The sequence below is a fragment of the Nonomuraea rubra genome (assembly GCF_014207985.1).
Taxonomy (GTDB): domain Bacteria; phylum Actinomycetota; class Actinomycetes; order Streptosporangiales; family Streptosporangiaceae; genus Nonomuraea; species Nonomuraea rubra.
Genome location: NZ_JACHMI010000001.1, coordinates 24,821 through 47,185 on the forward strand (window position 1 = coordinate 24,821; position 22,365 = coordinate 47,185).

24 protein-coding genes are annotated in these 22,365 nt (G+C 70.3%); 14 read left to right on the forward strand and 10 right to left on the reverse strand.

The features are described 5' to 3' along the window. Window positions 1–81 precede the first annotated feature (81 nt). Both HD593_RS00140 and HD593_RS00145 read right to left on the reverse strand, forming a co-directional pair. A complete protein-coding gene (locus tag HD593_RS00140; protein ID WP_185100103.1) occupies window positions 82–636 on the reverse strand; it encodes a VanZ family protein in 555 nt (184 codons plus the stop codon). 54 nt (window positions 637–690) lie between these two features. Beyond that, complete coding sequence (locus tag HD593_RS00145; protein ID WP_185100104.1) at window positions 691–1,395, reverse strand: dienelactone hydrolase family protein; 705 nt, start codon at window positions 1,393–1,395, stop codon at window positions 691–693. A gap of 140 nt (window positions 1,396–1,535) precedes the next feature. Here HD593_RS00145 and HD593_RS00150 point away from each other — a divergent pair, with 140 nt between their 5' ends. The 7 genes from HD593_RS00150 to kynU are packed head-to-tail and all read left to right on the forward strand — an operon-like array spanning window position 1,536 to window position 7,999. Next, entirely contained in the window at window positions 1,536–2,945 is a 1,410-nt protein-coding gene (locus tag HD593_RS00150; RefSeq protein ID WP_312903292.1) for an aldehyde dehydrogenase family protein, read from the forward strand. Then, window positions 2,938–3,735, forward strand: a complete 798-nt coding sequence (locus HD593_RS00155) for a 2-keto-4-pentenoate hydratase (protein WP_185100106.1) — start codon at window positions 2,938–2,940, stop codon at window positions 3,733–3,735. The genes HD593_RS00150 and HD593_RS00155 overlap by 8 nt, the downstream gene beginning before the upstream one ends. Beyond that, the gene (locus HD593_RS00160) at window positions 3,732–4,169 is read left to right on the forward strand and encodes a RidA family protein (RefSeq protein WP_312903293.1); all 438 of its coding nucleotides are present in this window, start codon (window positions 3,732–3,734) and stop codon (window positions 4,167–4,169) included. Before HD593_RS00155 ends, HD593_RS00160 begins: the two co-directional genes overlap by 4 nt. Next, entirely contained in the window at window positions 4,166–4,681 is a 516-nt protein-coding gene (locus HD593_RS00165) for a 3-hydroxyanthranilate 3,4-dioxygenase (protein ID WP_185100107.1), read from the forward strand. The genes HD593_RS00160 and HD593_RS00165 overlap by 4 nt, the downstream gene beginning before the upstream one ends. Then, entirely contained in the window at window positions 4,682–5,650 is a 969-nt protein-coding gene (locus HD593_RS00170; RefSeq protein WP_185100108.1) for an amidohydrolase family protein, read from the forward strand. It begins immediately after the preceding gene. Window positions 5,651–5,663: 13 nt separating this feature from the next. Beyond that, the gene (locus HD593_RS00175) at window positions 5,664–6,794 is read left to right on the forward strand and encodes an ABC transporter substrate-binding protein (RefSeq protein ID WP_185100109.1); all 1,131 of its coding nucleotides are present in this window, start codon (window positions 5,664–5,666) and stop codon (window positions 6,792–6,794) included. Continuing rightward, window positions 6,791–7,999: a kynureninase gene (gene kynU / locus HD593_RS00180; RefSeq protein WP_185100110.1), complete on the forward strand. Its 1,209-nt coding sequence runs from the start codon at window positions 6,791–6,793 to the stop codon at window positions 7,997–7,999. Before HD593_RS00175 ends, kynU begins: the two co-directional genes overlap by 4 nt. Here the strand turns inward: kynU and HD593_RS00185 are convergent. Then, window positions 7,992–8,366: an MmcQ/YjbR family DNA-binding protein gene (locus HD593_RS00185; RefSeq protein WP_185100111.1), complete on the reverse strand. Its 375-nt coding sequence runs from the start codon at window positions 8,364–8,366 to the stop codon at window positions 7,992–7,994. The two genes, kynU and HD593_RS00185, sit on opposite strands and share 8 nt — an antisense overlap. Window positions 8,367–8,376: 10 nt before the next feature. Continuing rightward, window positions 8,377–9,420: a DUF2293 domain-containing protein gene (locus HD593_RS00190; protein WP_185100112.1), complete on the reverse strand. Its 1,044-nt coding sequence runs from the start codon at window positions 9,418–9,420 to the stop codon at window positions 8,377–8,379. A gap of 108 nt (window positions 9,421–9,528) precedes the next feature. Between HD593_RS00190 and HD593_RS00195 the strand changes: the two genes are divergently transcribed. Next, window positions 9,529–10,332, forward strand: coding sequence for an FKBP-type peptidyl-prolyl cis-trans isomerase (locus tag HD593_RS00195; protein WP_185100113.1), 804 nt, complete (start codon window positions 9,529–9,531; stop codon window positions 10,330–10,332). Between the two features lie 82 nt (window positions 10,333–10,414). Here HD593_RS00195 and mads6 read toward each other — a convergent pair whose 3' ends face one another. After that, window positions 10,415–11,761, reverse strand: a complete 1,347-nt coding sequence (mads6, locus tag HD593_RS00200) for a methylation-associated defense system protein kinase MAD6 (protein WP_185100114.1) — start codon at window positions 11,759–11,761, stop codon at window positions 10,415–10,417. A gap of 61 nt (window positions 11,762–11,822) precedes the next feature. Between mads6 and HD593_RS00205 the strand changes: the two genes are divergently transcribed. The 5 genes from HD593_RS00205 (at window position 11,823) to HD593_RS00225 (ending at window position 14,932) form a co-directional block, all read left to right on the forward strand. Further along, window positions 11,823–12,440 (forward strand): DJ-1/PfpI family protein, encoded by a 618-nt coding sequence (locus HD593_RS00205; protein WP_185100115.1) that lies wholly within the window; start codon window positions 11,823–11,825, stop codon window positions 12,438–12,440. After that, the gene (locus HD593_RS00210) at window positions 12,437–12,883 is read left to right on the forward strand and encodes a MarR family winged helix-turn-helix transcriptional regulator (protein WP_185100116.1); all 447 of its coding nucleotides are present in this window, start codon (window positions 12,437–12,439) and stop codon (window positions 12,881–12,883) included. The genes HD593_RS00205 and HD593_RS00210 overlap by 4 nt, the downstream gene beginning before the upstream one ends. 332 nt (window positions 12,884–13,215) lie before the next feature. Continuing rightward, window positions 13,216–13,518, forward strand: a complete 303-nt coding sequence (locus HD593_RS00215) for a hypothetical protein (RefSeq protein WP_185100117.1) — start codon at window positions 13,216–13,218, stop codon at window positions 13,516–13,518. Between the two features lie 340 nt (window positions 13,519–13,858). Continuing rightward, window positions 13,859–14,161 carry a hypothetical protein gene (locus tag HD593_RS00220; protein WP_185100118.1) on the forward strand — a complete coding sequence of 101 codons (303 nt, stop codon included), beginning with the start codon at window positions 13,859–13,861 and terminating at the stop codon, window positions 14,159–14,161. Between the two features lie 468 nt (window positions 14,162–14,629). Next, window positions 14,630–14,932 carry a hypothetical protein gene (locus tag HD593_RS00225; protein ID WP_185100119.1) on the forward strand — a complete coding sequence of 101 codons (303 nt, stop codon included), beginning with the start codon at window positions 14,630–14,632 and terminating at the stop codon, window positions 14,930–14,932. Between the two features lie 151 nt (window positions 14,933–15,083). Here HD593_RS00225 and HD593_RS00230 read toward each other — a convergent pair whose 3' ends face one another. Further along, entirely contained in the window at window positions 15,084–15,557 is a 474-nt protein-coding gene (locus HD593_RS00230) for a C40 family peptidase (RefSeq protein WP_185100120.1), read from the reverse strand. A 469-nt stretch (window positions 15,558–16,026) separates the two neighbouring features. On the opposite strand from HD593_RS00230, the gene HD593_RS00235 reads away from it, so the two are divergent. Then, window positions 16,027–16,377, forward strand: coding sequence for an STAS domain-containing protein (locus tag HD593_RS00235; protein WP_185100121.1), 351 nt, complete (start codon window positions 16,027–16,029; stop codon window positions 16,375–16,377). On the opposite strand, the gene HD593_RS00240 is transcribed toward HD593_RS00235, so the two are convergent. Genes HD593_RS00240 through HD593_RS00255 form a run of 4 tightly spaced genes read right to left on the reverse strand, consistent with a single transcriptional unit; the run spans window position 16,301 to window position 22,362 of the window. Beyond that, window positions 16,301–18,544 (reverse strand): terpene synthase family protein, encoded by a 2,244-nt coding sequence (locus tag HD593_RS00240; RefSeq protein WP_312903294.1) that lies wholly within the window; start codon window positions 18,542–18,544, stop codon window positions 16,301–16,303. The two genes, HD593_RS00235 and HD593_RS00240, sit on opposite strands and share 77 nt — an antisense overlap. A 7-nt stretch (window positions 18,545–18,551) precedes the next feature. Continuing rightward, a complete protein-coding gene (locus HD593_RS00245; protein WP_221524550.1) occupies window positions 18,552–19,928 on the reverse strand; it encodes a family 2B encapsulin nanocompartment shell protein in 1,377 nt (458 codons plus the stop codon). A gap of 46 nt (window positions 19,929–19,974) precedes the next feature. Next, window positions 19,975–21,390 carry a family 2B encapsulin nanocompartment shell protein gene (locus HD593_RS00250; protein WP_185100123.1) on the reverse strand — a complete coding sequence of 472 codons (1,416 nt, stop codon included), beginning with the start codon at window positions 21,388–21,390 and terminating at the stop codon, window positions 19,975–19,977. Between the two features lie 30 nt (window positions 21,391–21,420). After that, a complete protein-coding gene (locus HD593_RS00255) occupies window positions 21,421–22,362 on the reverse strand; it encodes a 4-hydroxy-3-methylbut-2-enyl diphosphate reductase (RefSeq protein WP_185100124.1) in 942 nt (313 codons plus the stop codon). Window positions 22,363–22,365 lie beyond the last annotated feature (3 nt).

The following is a 22,365-nucleotide window of genomic DNA, read 5'->3' on the forward strand; positions in this document are numbered from 1 at the left end:
GTCCACGATCGCACAGAAGCAGGCCATGGTCGCGGGCAGATTTTGAGAGGATCGTGCCCGAGTGGTGAATTCCGGAATGTTTTAGCTGACCGTAATCGTGGAACGATCCCGGCCGGTATTCGACCGGGCCCACCAGCGGCGAGTAACCAAAGCGAAGATCACCGCACCTGCCGCATTGAGGATGACGTCGTCCACGGAGGACAGACGCCCCAGACGGAACACGTACTGGAGGGCCTCGACCAGGACCGAAAATGCCGCCGCGACCGCCGCAACGCGGCCGAGTGAGGACATCGCGCGGCTGCGGACCGGCAGCAGCGCGCCCAGCGCGGCGAACACCAGCAGGTTGCCTCCGACCTGCACCAACACCGCCTCCCACGGTGCTGCGGCCAGGTCCGCGAGGTCGGTGAACGGCACGAGGTTCACCCCTGAGGGGCCGTCCGACGGGGTCAGGATCATCCATATCCACGGCGCCGTCCCGACCAGGATGCCGACGTCGGCGAGGGAGGCGCGCAGGGGCGCGGGATGGCCGGCGCGGGCGCGGTGGCGGGAGAGGAGCATGATTGCTAGCAAGCCCAGGGGGAGTGCAAAGGTACCAGCAATAATGACGTTTCCCCACAATTCCCACGTCCGCGCCATTCGCACATCATGGCGGTTGATCTAGGGATACCGGAAGCTGTCCTGACGGACAGGTCACCGGGCGGGCAGATGCTCGTTCAGAAACGCGATCGCCACCTCCCAGGCGCGCGCCGCGGGCTCCGGCTGGTGGAACATCGGCGACTCGCTGTTGTGGAAGGCGTGCCCGGCTTCCTCCTCGACGTACATGACCACGTTCGGCCGGCCCTCGGCGGCCTTCTCCACGGCGGCCACCCGCTCGCGCGGAATGTACGGATCGCTGCCCCCGAACACCAGCAGCAGCGGCGACTGGATGCGCTCCATCAGCCCGGTCGCGTCGGGCACGGCCGAGCCGTAGAAGGACAGCACCGCGGCCAGCTCGACCTGGGTGGCGAGCATGTAGTCCACCGAGCCGCCCAGGCAGAAGCCGAGCGCTCCCACGCCGCCGCTCACCTCCGGCATGGCGCTCAGATGGGCCACCGTGAGCGCGCAGTCGGACACGCCGTGCGCGAGGTCGAAGCCCTGGGACAGCTCGATCGCGGCCTGCGTGCCCTCGGGCGTGTGCTCGCCCAGCCAGTTCGGCCGCAGGCGCCAGAACAGATCCGGCGCGGCCACCACGTAGCCGCGCGAGGCCAGGTCGGCGGCGACCTTCTCGATGTACGGGCCCACGCCGTAGACCTCCTGGACCAGGAGGATGCCGGGGCCCGAGCCGGAGTCGGGCAGCCACACGTGGACGTCGAAGGTGCCGTCGTGGGCGGCGATGTGATCTGTACGGGTCTGCATGTCCACCAGCATCGCTCATGGCGCGCGCCGCGTTCGGGCGAGACGATGCGATCGGAGGTTCCGTGTCCCGGAACATCCTGTTGTCCACGAGCCGCACAACGATCTATACCGGGAGGCGAGGGAGAAATGAGGAGACAGTTGTGCTGACCCATTTCATCGGTGGCCAGCCGGTGGCCGCGGGCAAGGCGTTCCCCGTCCATGACCCGGTCACGGGCGCGGTGGTCAGGCAGGTCCACGAGGCTGATCCCGAGGTGGTCGACCGGGCGGTGCGGGCGGCGAGAGAGGCGGCCCGCGACTGGGCGGCGATGCCTGTCGGCGAGCGCGCCGGGTGGATGCGGCGGCTGGCCGAGGGCATCGAGGCGCGCTTCGACGACCTGGTGGCGGCGGAGATCGCCGACACGGGCAAGCCGCTCGACCAGACCCGTACCCTCGACATCCCGCGCGGCATCGCCAACTTCCGCGCCTTCGCCGAGATCGCCGCGCAGCGTCCGGAGGACGCCTTCCACCTGTCGGGCATGCTCAGCTACACCGTGCGCAGGCCGCTGGGCGTGGTCGCGGTGATCGTCCCGTGGAACCTGCCGTTCCTGCTCATGACCTGGAAGCTGGCGCCCGCCCTGGTCGCGGGCAACACGGTCGTCGTCAAGCCGTCGGAGCAGACGCCCGGCTCTGCCGCCGTGTTCGCCGAGCTCTGCGCCGAGGCCGGCCTGCCGCCCGGCGTGGTCAACATCATCTTCGGGTACGGCTCGGCCGGCCAGCTCCTGGTCGAGCATCCCGGGGTGAACGCCGTGACGTTCACCGGCTCGACCGGCACGGGGTCGGCGATCATGAAGTCGGTGGCCGACCGGGTCAAGCCGATCTCGTTCGAGCTGGGCGGCAAGAACGCGGCGCTGGTCTTCGAGGACTGCGACCTGGACAAGGCGGTCGAGGGCACGGTGAAGTCGGTCTTCACCAACGGCGGCCAGGTCTGCCTGTGCACCGAGCGCGTCTACGTGCACCGCTCGATCTTCGAGGACTTCTGCGCCCGGCTGGCGGTTCGTGCCCAGGAGGTGGAACTCCAGCCCATGATCTCGGCGGAGCACCGTGAGAAGGTGCTCTCCTACTACGCCTTGGCCCGCTCGGAGGGAGCCAAGGTGCTCGCAGGAGGCAGTGTCCCCGTGTTCGGCGATCATCGCGATTCCGGCTATTTCGTGGAGCCGACGGTGGTGACAGGCTTGTCTGAATGGTCGAGGTTCAACAGAGAAGAGATCTTCGGTCCCGTGTGCCACGTCGCCCCCTTCGACAGCGAGGCCGAGGCCGTCGACCTGGCCAACGGCAGCGAGTACGGCCTGGCCGCCACGCTGTGGACCACGAACCTCGACCGCGCCCATCGCGTGGCCCAGCGCCTGGAGGCGGGGCTCGTCTGGGTCAACACGTGGTACCTGCGCGACCTGCGTACCCCGTTCGGCGGTGTGAAGCTGTCGGGCATCGGCAGGGAGGGCGGCACCCGCTCGCTCGACTTCTACTCCGAACCCACCACGATCACCATCAAACTGGAGCAGCCCGATGCATGACGAATGGTCCCAGGCAGTGGACGCGCGCGCCCAGGCGGCCGACCGGCTGGCCGAGGCGGCGCGTACCGGCCTGCCCTGCGCGCCGATCAGGGACCTGGTGGGCACGGCGGCCGACGCGTACGCCGTGCAGGAGCTGGGCACGAGGCAGGCGCTCGGCGCGGGGCGGCGGCCGGTCGGCAGGAAGATCGGCCTGACGAACACGACGCTGCAGCAGCAGCTCGGCATCGACCAGCCGGACTTCGGCATGCTGTTCGCCGACGCCTGCTACTGCGACGGGCAGCCCATCCCGCCGGACCGGTTCCTGCAGCCGAAGGCCGAGGCCGAGATCGCGCTGGTGCTCGGCAGGGACCTGAAGGGCGGCCCGTTCACGGTGGCCGACGTGATCAGGGCGGTGGAGTTCGCGCTGCCGGCGATCGAGATCGCCGACTCGCGGATCGCCGGCTGGGACATCAAGCTGGTCGACACGATCGCGGACAACGCCTCGGCGGGCGCGTTCGTGCTCGGCGGCACGCCCGTCCCGCTGCTCGGGCTGGACCTGCGGGCGGCGCGGATGACGATGACGCGGGGCGGCCAGGAGGTCTCGACCGGCTCGGGCGAGGTGTGCCTGGGGCACCCGCTCAACGCCGCCGTCTGGCTGGCCACCCGCCTGGGCCGCACCGAATACCCGCTGCGGGCCGGTGACGTGGTGCTGACCGGCGCGCTCGGGCCGGTGGTGCCGGTCGAGCCGGGTGACGTGTTCGAGGCGCGGATCGAGGGGCTGGGCCCGGTGCGGGCGGTGTTCGGCAAGTGAACCCCCAAGTACGGCCGAAGGCCATGCGCGTGCCCGGCAAGGCCACCCCGCGAGGCAGGTTCCCGCACGTCAAGCGGGCCGGTGACTTCCTGTACGTCTCGGGCACGAGCTGCCGGCGCCCCGACGACACGTTCGTGGGCGTCGAGGTGGACAAGTACGGCGCGACGAGCCTGGACATCCGCGCCCAGACCAGGGCCGTCATCGAGAACATCGGCGACATACTCAAGGCCGCCGGCGGCTCGCTGGCCGACCTGGTGCAGATCACCACGTACCTGGTGAGCATGAACGACTTCAAGGGCTACAACGAGGTCTACGCCGAGTTCTTCGACGAGGAGGGCCCCACTAGGACCACGGTCGCGGTGCACCAGCTCCCGCACCCGCACCTGCTCATCGAGATGCAAGCCGTCGCCTATCACCCCCAGGAGATCTCATGATCCCTCCCATCGACTTCACCGCGTGGATCGACGAGCACGCCCACCTGCTCAAGCCGCCGGTCGGCAACAAGGTCGTCTTCGAGGCGGCGAACGACTTCATCGTGATGGTGGTCGGCGGGCCCAACTCCAGGACGGACTTCCACGTGGATCCGTACGAAGAGCTGTTCTACCAGGTGCGCGGCAACATGCACGTGAACGTGGTCACGGAGAAGGGCCCGGAGACCGTGCACATCCGCGAGGGCCAGATGTGGCTGCTGCCGCCGCGGATGCCGCACTCGCCGCAGCGGCCGGAGGCCGGGTCCGTGGGCCTGGTGGTCGAGCGGATCAGGCCGGAGGGCGAGCTGGAGAGGTTCCAGTGGTACTGCATGGAGTGCGGTGCCCTGGTGCACGAGGTCGAGCTGCAGGTACGTGACATCGTCAAGGACCTGCCGCCCGTCTTCGAGGCGTTCTACGGCGACGAGAAGGCCCGTACCTGCGGTCAATGCGGCGCGCTACATCCTGGCAAGGGCTGAATGTCCATCGACGTACACACGCACTTCGTGCCCAGGGGCTGGCCCGAGCTGGGCTGGCCCGGGGCGCCCCGGCTGAGGATCGACTCGGAGCGCGAGGCGACGATCCTCGTCAACGACCGTGATTTCCGGAAAATTCAGGATGACTGCTGGGATCCGCGAGTCCGGCTGGAACGCATGGACCAGGACGGCGTGGACCGGCAGGTGGTCTCGCCCACCCCCGTCTTCTTCGGCTACGACCGGCCGGCCGCGCAGGGCGTACGGATCGCGAAGGTCTTCAACGACCTGGCGCTGGAGATCTGCGCGGACCCGCGGCTGATCCCGTTCTGCCAGGTGCCGCTGCAGGACCCGGACCTGGCCTGTGCGGAGCTCGACCGCTGCGTGGCCGCCGGGCACCGGGGCGTGGAGATCGGCAACCACGCCGGCGACCGCGACCTCGACGACCCCGGGGTCGTGCAGTTCCTCCAGCACTGCGCGGAAAGGAACGTTCCTGTCTTCGTGCACCCGTGGGACATGTCCGCGGGGCCGCGCGTCGAGCGGTGGATGGCGCAGTGGCTGGTGGGCATGCCGGCGGAGACGCACCTGTCCATCCTGGCGATGATCCTCGGCGGCGTGTTCGACCGCGTGCCGGACACCCTGCGGATCTGCTTCGCGCACGGCGGCGGCTCGTTCGCCTTCTGGCTCGGCCGGTTCGAGAACGCCTGGCACCGCAGGCACGACCTGGTCGGCGTCTCCGAACGGCCGCCGTCCCACTACCTCGGCAGGTTCAGCGTCGACTCTGCCGTCTTCGACGAGCGCGCGCTGCGGCTGCTCGTCGACACTCTCGGGGAGGACCATGTGATGCTCGGCAGCGACTTTCCCTACCCGCTGGGCGAGTCACCCTCCGGTGACCTGATCCGGCGTGCCCCCTTCCTGTCCGGTACGGCCCGCGCCAAGCTGCTCGCAGCCAACGCCGAGGCGTTCCTGGGCTGAAGGGAGCCTCCCCATGCGCGCACCCGTGCCGGGGCTGCCCGTGGTCGGCCAGGCGGTGGTCGGCCTGGCGGTGCTGATGGCCGCCGGCTGCGGCGGGACGGTGCCGCCGCCCGACGAGGACAGGCTCCCGGTCAAGATCGGCGCGATCATCTCGCAGACGGGCGTGTACGCCATGCTCGGCGACGACATGGAGACCGCCATGCGGCTCTACCTCGACGACCACGGCGGCCGCCTGGGCGGCAGGGCGGCCGAGCTGGTGGTGGCCGACGACGGGGGCGGCTCCGAGCAGGCCAGGAAGGAGGCCAGGAGGCTGATCGACGACGTGGGCGTGGACGTGCTCACCGGCCTGATCGCCTCGCCCGTCGCCGTCTCGGTGGTGGACGAGGCCGCCGGAGGGACGCCGGTGGTGGTCGCCAACGCCGGCTCCGACGAGCTGGACGGCCCGAACGTCTTCCGCGTCTCCTACACCAACCGCGCCCACGGCTCGGCCGCGGGCCGCTACGCCGCCGAGCGGTACGGGCGGCGCGGCGCGGTGCTCATGGCCTCCGACTACTCGGCCGGCGTCGAGACGCTCGACGGCTTCGCCGAGGGGTACGGGGCCGAGCCGCTCAAGCGCATCCTGACCCCGCACGGCCGGGTGACCGACCTCAAGCCGTACCTCGACCAGATCCCGCCCGAGGCGGGGCTGCTGTTCGCGTTCTACGCCGGCGGCGAGGCGGTCGCGTTCGCCAGGACGTTCAAGCAGCTCGGCTACGACACCCGGATCGAGCTGCTGGCCTGCATGAACCTCACGGACGAGGACGTGCTGCGGGCCATCGGCCCGGACGCCGAGGGCATCACGAGCGTCGGCATGTACTCGCCCGCGCTGGACAACCCGGACAACGCCGCGTTCGTGGCCAGGTGGCGGGCCAGGACCGGCGCGAACCCGTCCGCCGTGGCCCTGCAGAGCTGGGACGCCATGCGCCTCATCGACGCGGCGCTGGCCAGGGGCGGCGAGCTGACCCGCGCGCTGGGCGAGGTGGGCGAGCTGGCGGGCCCGCGCGGCACGTTCCGGCTGGACGCCGCGCACAACCCGGTGCAGAACTGGTACGCCCGTCAGTACCAGAATGGGGTGAACAGGGTGATTGCCACCATCCCTCCATGACGGGAGTGACCTTGGATCGCGACCAGTGCCTCGCGCTCGACGCCGCGGACCCGCTGCGGGAGTTCAAGGACGAGTTCGTGCTGCCGGAAGGGGTGATCTACCTCGTCGGCAACTCACTCGGCGCGCCGCCCCGCCGTGCCGCCGAGCGGCTGCGCCAGGCCGTCGAGGACGAGTGGGGCAGGCACCTCGTCGGTGGCTGGAACCACGCCGGCTGGTACGAGCAGCCGCTCACCGCCGGCGACCGGATCGCCCCGCTGATCGGCGCGGGCCCCGGCCAGGTCGTCGTGGGCAACACCACCTCGATCGCGGTCTTCCAGGCCGTGGCGGCGGCGCTGAGGCTGCGCCCGGACCGGCGCGTGATCGTCTCCGACACGCGGAACTTCCCCACCGACCACTACATGGTGCAGGGGCTGGCCTCGCTGCTCGGCGGCTACGAGCTGCGCGATCTGGCCGATCGGCGCTTCGACGACGCGGCCGTGGTGCTGCTGTCGGAGGTCGACTACCGCACCGGCGCCCGCCAGGACGTGCGAGCTGTCACCGCCGAGGCGCACGCCGCCGGCGCGCTCATCGTGTGGGACGTGTGCCACAGCGTGGGCGCCATGGAGGTGGACGTCTCGGAGGCGGACTTCGCGGTCGGCTGCACGTACAAGTACCTGAACGCCGGTCCCGGCGCGCCCGCGTTCCTCTACGTCAACCCGCGCCACCAGGCCGCCGCCGAGAACGTGCTGTCCGGCTGGTACGGCCACGCCGAGCCGTTCGCGTTCGAGACCGGCTACCGGCCGGCCGAGGGGGTGCGGCGGTTCGCGGTGAGCACCCCGCACGTGCTGTCGTTCGCGGGGCTGGAGGCGGCCCTGGACGTGTGGGAGCGGGTGCCCATGGCGCAGGTCAGGGCCAAGAGCATGGCGCTGGGCGAGCTGTTCGTGGAGCTGGTCGGCGACCGGCTGGAACTCGCCTCGCCCGCCGACCCGGCCGCCCGGGGCAGCCAGGTGTCGCTGCGCCACTCCGACGGGTATCCGGTGATGCGGGCGCTGATCGACCGGGGCGTGCACGGCGACTTCCGGGCGCCGGACGTGCTGCGGTTCGGCTTCGCACCGCTCTACATCGGCTACACCGACGTGTACGACGCCGCGACCACGCTGCTGGAGGTGCTGGACAAGGAGCTGTGGCGGGACGACAGGTACGCCACCCGCCTGGCCGTCACCTGAGGTCCAGCTCCTTGACCGCCCGCTTGGGCGCGATGGCCCGGTAGCTCTCCTCCACCCAGTCGAGCAGCACCTCGGTCTCCGGGAGCGGCGACAGGAACGGCACGGTCACCCAGCCCGCCTTGCCCAGCCCGTAGCCGCTGGGCTGGGCGCCCTCGACGGTCAGCGCGTGGCCGTGCGCCTCCGACAGCAGCTTCACGCCGAACGTGGGGTCCCACTTCTCGGTCTGCTCGTCGATGCCGAGGAAGAGGAAGACCTTCTTGTTGACCTTGATGACGGTCTCGCCCCAGGGGTGGTCCTCGTGGGTCTCCGGCAGGCCGAGCGCGAAGGCGCGCAGCTCTTCCCTGACGTCGTGCCAGTCGTCGCTCATGCTTCCGACCTTAGCCCGGACGGCGGAACTCTTCGAGCCTGCGTTCGATACCGGCCCTGATCCGCTCGCGGGCCTCCATCCGGGGGACGCCGGACATGAGCAGGTTGTCGTAGTCGGTGTCGAGGTGACGGATCGAGGCGATCACGGCGAGCGTGATGGCGTTTTCGTCGAGCGCCCTGGCCGCCGCCGACCTGCCCACCCGGCCGCTGCCGCGCTGGCCTGCGTGCTCGGCGATCTCCCGCGCCCGCTCGCCGGGGCAGCCGGGGAACAGCCGGGCGATCTCGGCGGCCATCGCGGCCTGGTACTCGACGTCCTGCTCCGCCCTGCGCACCCGATCGCGCTCACGGCGGCGCAGCCGTACCTCCTCGTCGGCCAGGCAGCGCTCCTCGGCCGCGGCCAGCGCGGCCTCCTCCACCAGCAGGCCCATGCGCTGGTAGACCTTGCGCCGCCGGTTGTACTGCACGACCACCGCCGACAGGCCGCTCTCCTGCTTGGCCCGGCGGCTGAGCGCCGCGTTGCCCGACGGCAGGAACACCAGGTGATCCAGGTCCGCGCAGGTCAGGCAGTGCGGCCGGTCGTCCTCCATGATCAGGTAGGGGCCGGTGTCGGCGCAGGACGCGCACGTCCACGCCTCCAGCGGGGCCACCGCCACCAGGTCGGGCGCCTTGCTCTGCGCCTCGGTGAGCCGGCGCACCCTGGCCTCGCTGAGGTCGGGCGAGAGCCAGTGCACCCGGAACGGCTCCTGCTCGTGCCGGGTGGTGAAGCGCAGCTCGCGGCGGTCGCGGGTGCCGGCCACGTACGGGGTGTCCACCGGCCGCAGCCCCTTGGCCCGCGCCCAGTCGCGCAGCAGGCCGGCCGCGGTGAGCAGGCGGTCCTCGTCCACGGCCGCCAGCTCCGCCAGCGTGGCCGCCCTGCCCTGCCGCCAGGTGTCCACGTGCCTGGAGTGCAGCCAGCGCAGGCCGGTCACCACGTCGATGAACGTCACGTACTTGCGGGTGGTCAGCGCGATCTCGGCCGCCTCCGCGACCCGCCGCGCCAGGTTGGGCTTACTCACGGTCCAAGTTTGTCGTGAGATGGCGAGCCTCGAAGCTTTCCTTGGGGCGGATGCGGCAAGTAACTCCTCTGGATTCGGCCCCGTTCGGATCTGGTTCTGGAGGAAATCGTGCGTCTGTTCTGGCCTGCGCTCCTCGTGCTCACCACCTCGTGCGGTGTGGCCGAGGAGGGCACACAACCCGTCGTGACGGGAAGGTTCGGCAGCAAGCCGATCGTCTCCATTCCCCAGGGCAAGCCGGGGCGTACCCCGCGGATCACGGTGCTGTCGGTCGGGAGCGGGCGCCGTACCGTGCCGGGGGACGTGGTGCTCGCCGACGTGGACATCAGGCGCTGGTCGGGCAATCGGCCGTACCTGAGCACCCACGACGGCAACCAGCCCACCACCGTCGTCTTCGACGGCAGGCAGGTGACGGAGACGTGGCGGCAGTCGCTCATCGGCCGGCCGGCCGGCAGCCGCGTCATGCTGGTCAGCCCGGCGGGGGAGGCCGTGGGGCCGAACGTGCCGCTGACCGGCGTATCGCCCGCCGACACGCTGGTGCTCGTCTTCGACATCCTGGGCGGCTACCCGCCCGACGCGCGCCTCGTCGGCCGTACGCTGCCGGTCGTCCCCGCCGATCTCACGCCCGACGCGCCGCCGCGCACCCTGATCGACGGGTCCGGCCCGGAGGTCGTGGCGGGTTCGAGGGTGGTCGTCCAGTACGTGGCCGCGTCGTGGCCGTCGAGGACCGTCGTGGACTCCTCGTACCGGCGGGGCGGGCCCAGCGCGTTCACGCTGGAGGCGGGGTCGGTGCCGGCGGCCTGGGCGGGCGCGTTGGCGGGCCGGCGGGTCGGCAGCCGGGTGGCGGTGCCGTCACCGGGGCCGCGGCCCATGCTCTACGTGATCGACATCCTCGACACGATCACGCGCGCGTAGGCCGGGCGGCACCTCTCGCTGCCCGGCCTGCCCTCAGCCGAGGCCCGCGCGGATCACGCCGCGGAGCCGCGCAGCCGGACGGTCATGAGCGCGACACGATGCGGCGGACGAACCGCCTGAGCCGGGAGCCCTGGACGGGGGCGCCGCGCGACATCTCCAGCGCCTCGGCCGCCGACGGGCGCTTGGCGGGGGAGTGGTCGAGCATCCGCCGCACCACCTCGGGCACGTCGGGCCCGTGGGCGTCGCCGCTGGTCGGGAGCTGGCCGGTGAGGAGCTGGAAGGCGATGACGCCGGCGGAGTACACGTCGGAGGCGGTCGTCATGAGGTCGGCCCGCTCCTGGCACTCCGGCGCCACGTACGCGGCGTCGAGGATGTTGCCCAGCTCGTGGGCCACGGTGTAGTTGCGCGGCCCCGGCTTGGCGTAGTCGAACCCGGTCAGCACGGCGTGCCCGTCGTCGGTGACCAGCACGGCGGCCGGGGTGAGCGCCCGGTGCACGACGCCGTTGGCGTGGGCGTGGGCCAGCCCGCGCAGCAGGTCCTGGATCACGCCGAGCGGCGCGCCCTTGCCCAGCGCCAGGTGCAGCGCCTCGCCGTGGACGTCGTCGAGCACCAGCACGAACCGGCTCTCGTCGTCGATGGCGAAGAAGTCGCGCGGGCGCGCCACGCACGGGTGGGGCGGGATCCTGGCCAGCGTCTGGTACGCGTTGGCGATGCGCTGCCGCTCGGCCGCCCGCGCCTGCTGGTCGGCCAGCGGGTCGGCCTGGTAGACCCGCAGCAGCACGGTCTCGCTGCCCGGCAGCGTGACGTTGAACGCGCGGTACTCGGTGACCTTGGCGTCGCCGCCGAGCTGCTCCTCGACCTCCCAGTTGCCGTACCTGGGCGGGGCCGTGCTGCGGCGTACGGTCTGGTTGAGCGCGTCGAGGATCGCGGTGAGGTACGGCCTGGCGTCGGGGCTGCACCCGCGCCTGACCCGCGAGACGTCGCTCAGCGTGGGCAGCAGGCCGGGCAGGTCGGTGACGTTGACCGCGTCGCGCCCGGCCGGGTCGACCAGCTCGGCGTCGGGCGAGGTGAGCACGACCAGGCTGTCGACGTAGACGCGCTCCAGCTGGGTGGCCCTGGAGATGAGCAGGCCCTTGAGCGCCTTGGCGGTGCCGCGCAGCTTGGTCACCGGCGACCCGAACGCCTCCCTGCGCGGCGGGAACCAGCGGGTGCCGGACACCTCGATGCGCCCCCGGGTGCCCTTGACGTCGACCACGACGAGCGAGTGGCCGGTCAGCACGAGCAGGTCGACCTCGAAGATGTCGGAGCCGCGCGGGACCTCGACGTTGTGCAGCAGCAGCCAGTCGGCGGGCGCGTGGTCACGGAGATAAGCGATCACGCGCCGCTCGGCGTCGTTGACCGGACGTCCTCCGCCGACGATCTCTGCCATGCGGCCTATCCTTCCACGGTTATCGATTGACAGCATGCTGTCGAAATGACAAGATACTGTCATGAAGCGAATCGTTCACCACGCCGTCTACGACACCCTCGCCGACTGGGAGACCGGTCACCTCACCGCCCACCTGCGCAACGGCAACTACCATCGCGAGCCGGGCGGATACGAGGTCGTCACCGTCGGCCTGACGACCGACCCCGTCGTCACCATGGGCGGCCTGCGCATCACCCCCGATCTCGCGCTGGCAGACCTCTCCCCGGCAGGCAGCGAGCTACTCGTCCTGCCCGGCGCCGACCTGTGGGACGCGGGCGACTCTCTGGCGCCGTTCGCGCGCAAGGCCCGCGAGTTCCTCGACGCCGGGGTGCCGGTGGCCGCCATCTGCGGCGCCGTGGCGGGGCTGGCCCGCGAGGGCCTGCTCGACGAGCGCGACCACACCAGCGCCGTGCCGCAGTACCTGGATGCCCAGGAGGGGTACGCGGGAGCGAAGCACTACCTCGACCGGGACGCGGTGCTCGACGGCGATCTCGTCACGGCGGGCCCGACCGAGCCGGTGGCCTTCGCCAGGGAGGCGTTCCGGCGGCTCGACGTCTACCGGCCCGAGGTGCTGGACGCCTGGTTCCGGCTGTTCGCCAGGAGCGACGCCTCGGCCTACGAGGTGTTGATGGCGGCGTGAGCGAGAGCGGCGAGTTGTTGTCGGGCCTGGCGCTGGGGGCCTTCCGGCTCAACGGGCAGTTCCTGCAGGTCGCCGAGGAGCTGGCGCGGCCGGCCGGGGTGACGGCCGCGTGGTGGCAGGTGCTCGGCGCCGTCCTGCGCGAGCCGCTGCCCGTCGCGGGGATCGCCCGCGCCATGGGGATGACCAGGCAGGGCGTGCAGCGCATCGCGGACCTGCTGGTGGAGCGCGGCCTGGCCGAGTACCGGCCCAACCCCGCGCACCGGCGCGCCAAGCTGCTGCAGCCGACGCAGGCCGGACGGGAGGCGATCGCGAGGATCGACCCCGGCCACCAGGAGTTCGCCGACCGGCTCGTGGGGGAGCTGGGGGCCGAGGACGCCCGGCGGTGCCTGGAGACGTTGCAGCGGCTCTCGGCCGCCCTCGACCGCCTGGGGCAAGGGTCGTGACCCGGCGCCGGCGGCAAACGCGCCGGCGCCGGAAGAACTCTCAAAGAGCCGGTCGAACTTTGTCCAAAGAGCGGTGAACGAATTCCCCGTGGACGTCTCGCCGGGCCGGAACACCGGTTGAATGGCGGATCGCCGAAGTCCTGTACAGGGCGGTGCCGCGGCAGGCCGGGAAAACCCGAGGCCAAAAAATGGAGGCGGCACTTTGACCTAGCCAAGGCCTTTCCGAGTTGCGGTTTTCGTCGCATCCCGTGAGGGTTATTCGCGGCACCTCACAGCCCTGCACGAACGACCACGGCGCCGAATTCCGCGCCGATCCACGGAGGAAAGCAATCATGATCCGTCGTATTCTGGCCGGTGCCGCCATCGCGGCCGCCGCATTCGGGTTCTCCGGGACCGCCGCGTCCGCCGACGTCGGCCCCAACGTGTTCAACGAGGGCGCCGACATCCTCAGCCAGTTCCAGATCATCGACGATGCGCTGAACAAGGTGCTGAACCACTCGGCCAACGACATCGAAGTCCAGATCATCAACATCCTGGACGAGGTCAACGTTCCGCTGCTGAACAACAACCAGCCCACTGTCGGCAACCACAACAAGGACACCGACATCGACAACGGCCAGGCCAGCTCCGAGTAGGCCCAGGGCGTCCACGGACGGAAGGGGCGGCGGCCGGGCGCCATGACCCGGCCCCTCTCCCGCCCGCGCGTATGCGAATGAGCCGGCGGTGGCGATCCGCGAGGCCATGGAAAGACTTAAGCGCCGTCGATGTTTCGGGTGGGCGACCGTGCCGCACGCATGCCGGTTTCCTGACCGCGAAAACCTGACACCAAAAAATCGAGGCGGCTTCTTGACCTCCATGAGGCCTTTCCGGGTTGCGGGTTCCGCCGCCCGCCGCAATTGTTATTGGCGGCACCTCACAGCCCTGCACGAACGACTATGGCGCCGAATTCCGCGCCGATCCATGGAGGAAGCAATCATGATCCGTCGTATTCTGGCCGGTGCCGCTATCGCGGCCGCCGCATTCGGGTTCTCCGCGACCGCCGCGTCCGCAGACATCGGCCCCAACCCGTTCAACGGCGGCCAGGCCATCCTGAGCCAGTTCCAGATCATCGACGACATCCTGAACGACGTCGCCAACCACTCGCTGAACGACCTCGAGGTCGAGATCATCAACATCCTCGACGAGGTCAACGTCCAGGCGCTGAACAACAACCAGCCCTCCGTCGGCGACCACAACAAGGACACCGAGATCGACAACGGGCACTCCAAGTCCGAGTAAGTCCAGGAGGCCGGAGGAGGCGCGGCGGCACCGCACCGGAGCGGGCCGCGTGGCCAACCGCCCTCCTCTCTCCCAGGTGCACGAAAGAACTTGATCGTGGAGACTCGCGAGGCCACGGAGCGGCTTTCGGGGCACTGAGGTGTTCGGCGGCCGTACGTCCTCGGCGTGACGGAGCAAGGTCACCCGAGGACGTACGGCAGACGCCTCCGAGCTTGTGCCGGAGCCGGCCGGGAGAATCGTGAGTGACACGGACGCCGATATCCACGGACACCGATACTCAACGACGACTTCTCCGGTCGCCGAAATCCAGTGCCAAAGAATCCAAGCGCCTCCTTGACCTCCATGAGGGCATTTCGAGTTTGCCATCTCCGATGTCCGCCACGATCGTTGACTGCGGCACCTCACAGCTATGCACGTATGAAAACGGCGCCGGGAGTCCCGCGCCGATCCATGGAGGAAAGCAAAAAAATGATCCGTCGTATTCTGGCCGGTGCCGCTATCGCGGCCGCCGCCCTCGGGTTCTCCGCTTCCGCCGCGTCCGCAGGCGTCGGCCCCAACCCGAGCAACAAGGGCCAGGCCCTGCTGTCCCAGTTCCAAATCATCGACGACGCGCTGAACGACGTGCTGAACCACTCGGTCAACGACCTCGAGGTCGAGATCATCAACATCCTGGACGAGGTCGACCTCCAGCTGCTGAACAACAACCAGCCTTCCGTCGGCGACCACAACAAGGACACCGAGATCGAGAACGGCCAGGCCAAGGCCGAGTAACACCCTTCGATGAGCGGGAAAGCCGGCCGTGGTGACTCGCGAGACCACGGCCCGGCTCCCGGACCTCGAACCAAACGGCGGCCGTACGTCCCCCGCGCGCTTCGGGTGAGGAGTGCCCGAGGGGACGTACGGCAGGCGGTGAGCGGGACGCTCACACCCCCGCATCCCCGCGGCCCAGGTCCAGCCGTACCACGCCGAGCAGGTCAGGCCTGTCGAGCGGGTCGATCCGCACGAGCGCGCCCGTGTACGGAGCGTGCACCATCCGCTCCCGGTCCACGGCCAGCCCCACGTGCTCGGGTCCGGGCCGCTTGGTGTCGCTGTCGTAGAAGACCAGGTCCCCTGGCTCCAGCAGCTCTTCAGGTATTCGTACGCCTGAGCGCCACTGCTCCGTCGTGGTCGTGCCGATGAGGATCCCCGCCCGCGCGTAGGCGTACTCGGCCAGCCCCGAGCAGTCGAACCCCTTGGTCCTGGCGCCCCGCCCGATGCCGTAGCCGGGCCCGTGCACCCCGCCCCCGCCCCACGAGTAGGGCACTCCGATCATCTCCAGCGCGGCCCTCAGCGCGATGCTCCCCGAGGCGGACGCCGTCGCCGGCACCGGCCAGGCGACGCATCCGATCGCGCACACCGCCGCGATTATCCGCCGTGTTCTCCCTTTCTGCTTCATGGCATATCAGCGCTCCCGTTCCGAGCGGCGTCCGGGGGCTTGACCGCCGACCTGTACGCAGTTGTCTTATCTGCCTCCTTTTCTCGCTTCTATTGCGATAAAACGCCATCTAAAAGCGCACGCAATAAGCGGATATTTCGTGCTATTTGGATGCGTGCGGTGGAGGGCGGCAGGGCCGGCCCCCTGACGGGAGATCCTCGGCAAGCCCGCCGCTGCCACGCGTATGCCGGGCGTGCCGGTGCTTGACTGGAGCCGCCTGACGGAGATGTTCAGGATTGTCCGAAAAGTCGGTCATTTTCCCACGAAAATTACATCGGCAAACATCTGTCGTGTAATCTGGTCTCGGGTCAAACCGCCGGCGCGCAGTGCCGGCGGCCATCCCGGATCGGCAAGACGACCCCCAGAGCGCGTGTTGGGGGGTGCGGGGAGCGTGAGCGTCCAGGAGCGGCTGCTCTATCAGGACGGGCAGCTGACCATCGTGATGGCGACGGCGCCAGGGGTGCCCGCCGTCGCGCTCATCGGTGAGATCGACGCCTCCAACAGCCCCGCGCTGGCCACCACCCTGGCCGGCTGCCGGAGCCCGGGGCAGGGCGCCTACATCGTGGTCGACACCGGAGAGCTGCGCTTCATCGACGTCTCGGGGCTGCGCGTGCTCGTCATGCCGACCCTGCCTCCCTCACAACGGTGGATCCGCCTGCACAACGTCACCCCGTACCAGCGGAGACTCCTGCGCATGATGGGCTGGTTCTACCAGCCCAGGGCCCACCACGTGCCCCGGTAGGGCCGATCATGGCGGCCGAGGTGCCCAGGCCGCTGGGCCCGGCCAGCCGCCGGCTCGGCGGGAGGTTGTGCCGGAGCAGCGTCGGCTCGTCGTAGCGGAAGCAGCCGCGGTGCCAGTTGAGTATCCCGGCCAGCCAGTTGCGCAGCTCGGTCACGTACGCGTCCACGTCGCGGCGCGCCTCGGCGTCCAGGCCGAAGTCGTCGCAGACGACCGGCAGCTCGTTCTCGACGAGGTGCTGGAACTGCCGCACCCGCGACTCCTGGAGGTCCCTGACGATGCCGAGCGCCGTCGGGTAGTCGCAGTCGAAGAAGGTCTGCACCACCAGCACGCAGTTGTGCACCTCGCCCTCGAACTCGATCTCCTTCTGGTACGAGAACACGTCGTTGACCAGCGTCGCGGCGTCCATCATCGCGTTCTCCAGCGCCACGACGGGCCCGCTGGCGTAGAACTCCTCCGGTATCCCCTTGGTGTGCCGCAGCCGGCACAGGCTCATCGTGAACTGGGAGCCGAAGGTCGCCCGGCGCATCTCCATGTAGTCCACCGGGTCGGGGACGTGGCGGGCGATCTCGCCGGCCAGCTCCCACAGCCAGCCCGCGCACATCTCCTCGATCGCCGCGCGCAGCTTGGCCCGGTCCTCCGGCGGCATCGGCCCGGCCGTCCGCGCCCACACGTCGGCCAGCCCCCGCTCCAGCGCGTTCGCGGGAGGCGGCGGAGGGGTGCCGTCGAGCGGCATGAACAGCCCGAACCTGTCCACCGTCACCTTGGCCGCCGACAGGTTCCGCGACCGGCCGAAGACGACAGGGAAGTAGTCGTCGCCGTACGTCCCCCAGGCCAGCCAGAACGAGGCCAGGTCCAGCTCCTCCGGCGAGGCGTCCGGATGCAGGCCCGCCGCGCACAGCGGCAGGTCGATGTCGATGAGCCTGGCCTCGTCCCACACGGCCGAGCCGACCACCCCGTGCTGCGGCTCCAGCATGCCCATCGCCGCGCACCAGGCCACGACGTGGCGCCGGGCGGCGTCCAGGTGGGGCGAGAGCTTCAGCTCGAACGGCATGTGCAGCTCGGGGATCACGGACGGCCCCACCCGCTGGTACGGCACGTGCGCGAAGTTCCGCAGCCGCTTGGCCCCCAGCAGGTCGGCCAGCGACGACATGCCCAGCGGCCGGGTGGCCCGCGCCCGCTCGTTCATGTAGCGGCTGGAGCGCAGGTGCCACTCGTGCCCGCCCGACTGCCAGTCCTGCAGCCCCTTGACGTAGGCCAGCACGTCGGCCGCGCTGAGCGGATCGACGGCGTGCTCCACGAACAGCGGCCCCAGCTCGAAGACCGCCGTGTGCTCGAACTGCTGCATCCGCGAGGTCAGCAGGTCGTTGACCGCGTTCGCGGCCTCCTGCGTGGTGCAGCCGAGGAACTTCTCCAGCACCAGCACCCCGTTGCTCAGCTCGCCCTCGTCGCCCACCTCCCGCTGGTAGGAGAACAGGTCGTTACGCAGGTGCACGGCGTCGGAGAAGGAGTCCCTGAGCACCCGCAGCGGCCGCGTGCCCGCGAGCACGGCCGGCACCTCGGCGCGTACGGCGTGCTCCACGAGCCCCGCCGACCAGGGCGCGCCGCCGACCTTGCGGCGCATCTCGATGTACTCCACCGGGTTCGCCACCCGGCCGCTGTTGATGTTGGCCAGCTCCCAGAGAGACTCGTTCAGCAGGTTGCGCGTGCTCTCCGCGAACCGGCGCCGCCAGTCCAGGGACATGCTGGGCACCGTACGCGGCCACAGGTCGGCCAGGCCCGCCTCGACCGGGTTGGTCGGCTCCGGCACGGTCAGGTCGGCGCCCATCGGCATGAAACGGGCCAGCCGGCTCAGGTACTCCTTTCCGCCCCGCAGGTCGCCGGTGCGTTTGAAGACCTCCAGGAAATGATCGTCGAAGAAGAAGACCCAGACGTACCAGTCGGTGATCAGCCCCAGCTCCACGCCGTCGCAGTCGGGATGGGTGTAGGCGCACATCAACGCGTAGTCGTGGGCGTCGAGGTCGGCCTCCTCCCAGACGCCCGAGCCTTCGAGCATGCCCATGTCGCGGGCCCACTGCTTGGAGTGCGCGCGCGCCTCCTCCAGATGGGGGTTGAGCCGGGCCGGGTACGGCACGTAGAAGTCCGGCAGTTCGAACGGCTGGGACATCATCACTCCCTTACCTGTGTACCTCGACGTTCTCCAGCGCCCCGAGCGCGTCCGGCACCAGGACCGCGGCCGAGTAGTAGGCGCTGACCTGGTACGACGCGACGGCTCTGGCGTCGATCCCGGTGAACTTCACGCTGAGCCCCGGCTCGCGCTCGTCGGGGACGCCGCTCTGGTACAGGCCCACGACCCCCTGGTCCTCCTCGCCGGTGCGCATGACGAGGATCGTGCTCGTGCCGTGGCGGCTGATCGGGATCTTGTCGCACGGCAGGATGGGCACGCCGCGCCAGGCGGTCAGCCTGGAGCCGTCGAGCACGACGCTGTCGGGGTAGACGCCCCTGGCGCTGCACTCCCGGTGGAAGGCGGCGATGGCCAGCGGATGGGCCAGGAAACACCGCGACTTCTTCCTGCGGCACAGCAGCTCGTCGAGGTCGTCGGGGCCCGGCGGGCCGCTTCTGGGGTAGATGCGCTGGCCGGGGTCGGCCTGGTGCAGCAGCCCGAAGTCGCGGTTGTTGATCAGCTCGCGCTCCTGCGACTCGCGCACGGCCTGGACGGTCAGCCGGAGCTGCTCCTCCTTCTGCTCCATCGGCTGGTTGAACAGGTCGCTCACCCGGGTGTGCACGCGCAGCACGGTCTGCGACACGCTCAGCTCGTACTCGCGCGGCCCCGGGTCGTAGTCGGCGAACGTGCCGGGCAGCACGGTCTCGCCCCGGTGCCCGGCGGCCGTGACGATCTCGGCCTCGCCCCACCTGTTCTGCGGCGCCGCCCGACGGGCGCGGTACCGGTCGAGCTGGGCGCGCAGCGACGGCGACTGGCTGGTCACCGCGTGGAACTCCTCCCACGGCAGGGCCAGTACCGTGCACGCGGTGCCGGCCTCCAGCGTGTACGCCCACACCTCGCCGTCCGCGGGCGGGTCGGCGCCCGCGTGGTCGCCGCCGGCCAGGGAGCCGAGCAGGACGCGGTCGCCGTACGCGCCTGCCTGGACCTTGTCCACCTTCCCCCTGGCGACGAGGATCAGCTCGTGCGCCGGCCGTCCGGCCCGCACGATGGTGTCACCGGGTGCGAACTCCCGCTGCTCGAACAGCCCCGCGAGGGTGTCGAGCACGCGGTCGTCCTGGAGCCCGTGCAGCGGCGGCAGCTCGGTCAGGCTCGGCGGCACCACGCGCACCCGGGCCCCCGAGTTGGAGAAGCCGACCCGGCCGCCGCCGACCCGGTACGTCAGCCGCCGGTTCACCCGGTAGACCGCGCCCGCGACGCTCACCCACGGGAGCACCCGGAGCAACCATCGGGGGGAGATCTCCCGCATCTGCGGGGGTGTCTTGGTCGTCGTGGCGAGTTGCCGCGCCGCCCCGGTGTCGAGGCTCAGCCGCTGTTCGGACTCCGATGACATGGTCACCACCATTCCGTGGGGCCGGACGGACGAGAGCGGGGCTGGGTCAGCCGTTCCTGCCGAGCTCGACGTCCTCCAGCACGCCGAGCGCGTCCGGCACCAGGACGGCGGCCGAGTAGTAGGCGCTGACCAGGTAGGAGATGACGGCCTTCTCGTTGATGTTCATGAACCGGACCGACAGGCTGGGCTGGTACTCGTCGGGGATGCCGGTCTGGTGCAGGCCGACGACGCCCTGGTTCTCCTGTCCGGTCCGCATCAGCATGAACGACGTCGTCCGCGTGCCGGTGACCGGGATCTTGTTGCACGGGAAGATCGGCACGCCCCGCCAGGCCGGCACGCGGTGCCCGCCGACCTCGGTGGACTGCGGGTAGATGCCGCGCTTGCTGCACTCGCGGCCGAACGCGGCGATCGCCTGCGGGTGCGCCAGGAAGAACGACGGGTCCTTCCAGACCGTGGACAGCAGGTCGTCGAGGTCGTCGGGGGAGGGCGGGCCCGATCGGGTGCGGATGCGCTGGCCGAAGTCGGCGTTGTGCAGCAGGCCGAACTCCTTGTTGTTGATCAGCTCGTGCTCCTGGCGCTCGCGCAGGGCCTCGACCGTGAGGCGGAGCTGCTGGTCGAGCTGGCTCATCGGCTGGTTGTACAGGTCGGAGACGCGGCTGTGCACGCGCAGCACGGTCTGCGCCACGCTCAGCTCGTACTCGCGCGGGGCCTGCTCGTAGTCGACGAACGTGCCGGGCAGCACGGCCTCGCCGACGTGGCCGGACGACATGTTGATCGCGGCCTCGCCGTAGTCGTTCTGGTCGCGGTCGCCGCTGGTGCGCCAGGCCTCGATGTGCTCGCGCAGCGCCGGCGCCTGCTCGGCGATCTGCTCGAAGTCCTGCCTGGACAGCGTGAGCACGGTGGTGGCCGTCCTGGCCCGCGCGCTGTACTCGAACTCGCCGCCCTGGACCAGCGCCTGCTCGCCGAGGTAGTCGCCGTCGGCCAGCACGCCGAGGTTCTGGTCGTCCCCGTACGCCCCGCGCCCGACCTTGGCCACCCGGCCGTGGGCGATCAGTACGAGCTGGTCCACCTGGCCGCCCTCGGAGACGATCTCCTCATCCGGCTCCACCTCGCGCTGGGTGAAACGGTCGGCCAGGGCTTCGAGCACGTCCATGTCGTCGAAGCCGCGCAACATCGGCAGCTCCGTCAGCTCGGCCGGGATCACCCGCACCTCGGCGCCGGTGGTGGTGAAGGTGATCCGGCCATCGCCCAGCGTGTACGTCAGCCGCCGGTTCACCCGGAACACACCGCCGGAGCACTGCACCCACGGCAGCAGCTTCAGCAGCCAGCGGGTGGTGATCTCCTGCATCTGCGGCGGAGTCTTGGTGGTCGTCGCGAGTTGCCTGGCGGCATCGGTACTGAGGCTGAGCTGCCCGTTGCCGTTGCCGTTCTCAGGTGCGGTGGAGTGGGTCGTTTCGGTCATCGTGCTGCACCACCAATCTCGGTGTGGGCGCTAGCCCGGCTTGCGGTTGGAGCGGAGTTCGAGCGGTAGGGAGAAGGTCAGGGTCTCTTCGGTCAGGGTCACGGGCCGCACGTCGGCGAACCCCCGGGCGGCGAGCCAGTCCAGTAATTCGGTGACCAGCCCCTCCGGCACCGAGGCGCCGGAGCTCACCCCGACGGTCCGCACGCCGTCGAGCCAGCGCTCGTCGGCGTGCGCCGCCCGGTCGACCAGGTAGGCCGCGCCGGCGCCCGCGCTCAGCGCGACGTCCACCAGCCGCTGGGAGTTGGAGGAGTTGGCGGAGCCGACGACGATGACCAGCTCGCAGCGGGGCGCGATGCCGATGATCGCCTCCTGGCGGTTCTGGCTGGCGTAGCAGATGTCGTCGCTGGGCGGGTCGACCAGGTCGGGGTGGCGCTCGCGCAGCCTCTCGACGGCCTGGAGGGTCTCGTCCACGGCCAGCGTGGTCTGCGACAGCCAGCTCAGCCGCCTGGTGCCGCCGGTCTCCAGGTCGCCGGGGGCGGCCGGGTCCATGACGTGGATGCGCTCGGGGGCCTCGCCGAGGGTGCCCTCGACCTCCTCGTGCTCCGCGTGGCCGATGAGCACGATCTCGTAGCCCGCCTCGGCCATCCGGACGGCCTCCTTGTGGACCTTCGTGACCAGCGGGCAGGTGGCGTCGATGGTCCGCAGCCCGCGCCGCGCCGCCTCCCGCTTCACCGCCGGCGAGACGCCGTGGGCGGAGAAGACGACCAGCGCGCCGTCGGGCACCTCGTCGAGCTCCTCGACGAAGATCGCGCCGCGGCGGCTCAGGTCGTCGACCACGAACGTGTTGTGAACGATCTGCTTGCGCACGTAGACGGGGGATCCGAAGCGCTTGAGCGCCTCCTCCACCGTGATGATCGCGCGTTCGACGCCCGCGCAGTAGCCGCGCGGAGCCGCGAGTAGTACCTGTCCCATGGT

Coding starts and splice junctions, on each gene's coding strand:
- HD593_RS00175 (WP_185100109.1), top strand. CDS start 5,664: ATGCGCGCACCCGTGCCGGGGCTGCCCGTGGTCGGCCAGGCGGTGGTC.
- mads6 (WP_185100114.1), bottom strand. CDS start 11,761: ATGGCAGAGATCGTCGGCGGAGGACGTCCGGTCAACGACGCCGAGCGG.
- HD593_RS00170 (WP_185100108.1), top strand. CDS start 4,682: ATGTCCATCGACGTACACACGCACTTCGTGCCCAGGGGCTGGCCCGAG.
- HD593_RS00145 (WP_185100104.1), bottom strand. CDS start 1,395: ATGCAGACCCGTACAGATCACATCGCCGCCCACGACGGCACCTTCGAC.
- HD593_RS00165 (WP_185100107.1), top strand. CDS start 4,166: ATGATCCCTCCCATCGACTTCACCGCGTGGATCGACGAGCACGCCCAC.
- HD593_RS00245 (WP_221524550.1), bottom strand. CDS start 19,928: ATGTCATCGGAGTCCGAACAGCGGCTGAGCCTCGACACCGGGGCGGCG.
- HD593_RS00155 (WP_185100106.1), top strand. CDS start 2,938: ATGCATGACGAATGGTCCCAGGCAGTGGACGCGCGCGCCCAGGCGGCC.
- HD593_RS00140 (WP_185100103.1), bottom strand. CDS start 636: ATGGCGCGGACGTGGGAATTGTGGGGAAACGTCATTATTGCTGGTACC.
- HD593_RS00185 (WP_185100111.1), bottom strand. CDS start 8,366: ATGAGCGACGACTGGCACGACGTCAGGGAAGAGCTGCGCGCCTTCGCG.
- HD593_RS00240 (WP_312903294.1), bottom strand. CDS start 18,544: ATGATGTCCCAGCCGTTCGAACTGCCGGACTTCTACGTGCCGTACCCG.
- HD593_RS00220 (WP_185100118.1), top strand. CDS start 13,859: ATGATCCGTCGTATTCTGGCCGGTGCCGCTATCGCGGCCGCCGCATTC.
- HD593_RS00225 (WP_185100119.1), top strand. CDS start 14,630: ATGATCCGTCGTATTCTGGCCGGTGCCGCTATCGCGGCCGCCGCCCTC.
- HD593_RS00255 (WP_185100124.1), bottom strand. CDS start 22,362: ATGGGACAGGTACTACTCGCGGCTCCGCGCGGCTACTGCGCGGGCGTC.
- HD593_RS00215 (WP_185100117.1), top strand. CDS start 13,216: ATGATCCGTCGTATTCTGGCCGGTGCCGCCATCGCGGCCGCCGCATTC.
- HD593_RS00250 (WP_185100123.1), bottom strand. CDS start 21,390: ATGACCGAAACGACCCACTCCACCGCACCTGAGAACGGCAACGGCAAC.
- HD593_RS00205 (WP_185100115.1), top strand. CDS start 11,823: ATGAAGCGAATCGTTCACCACGCCGTCTACGACACCCTCGCCGACTGG.
- kynU (WP_185100110.1), top strand. CDS start 6,791: ATGACGGGAGTGACCTTGGATCGCGACCAGTGCCTCGCGCTCGACGCC.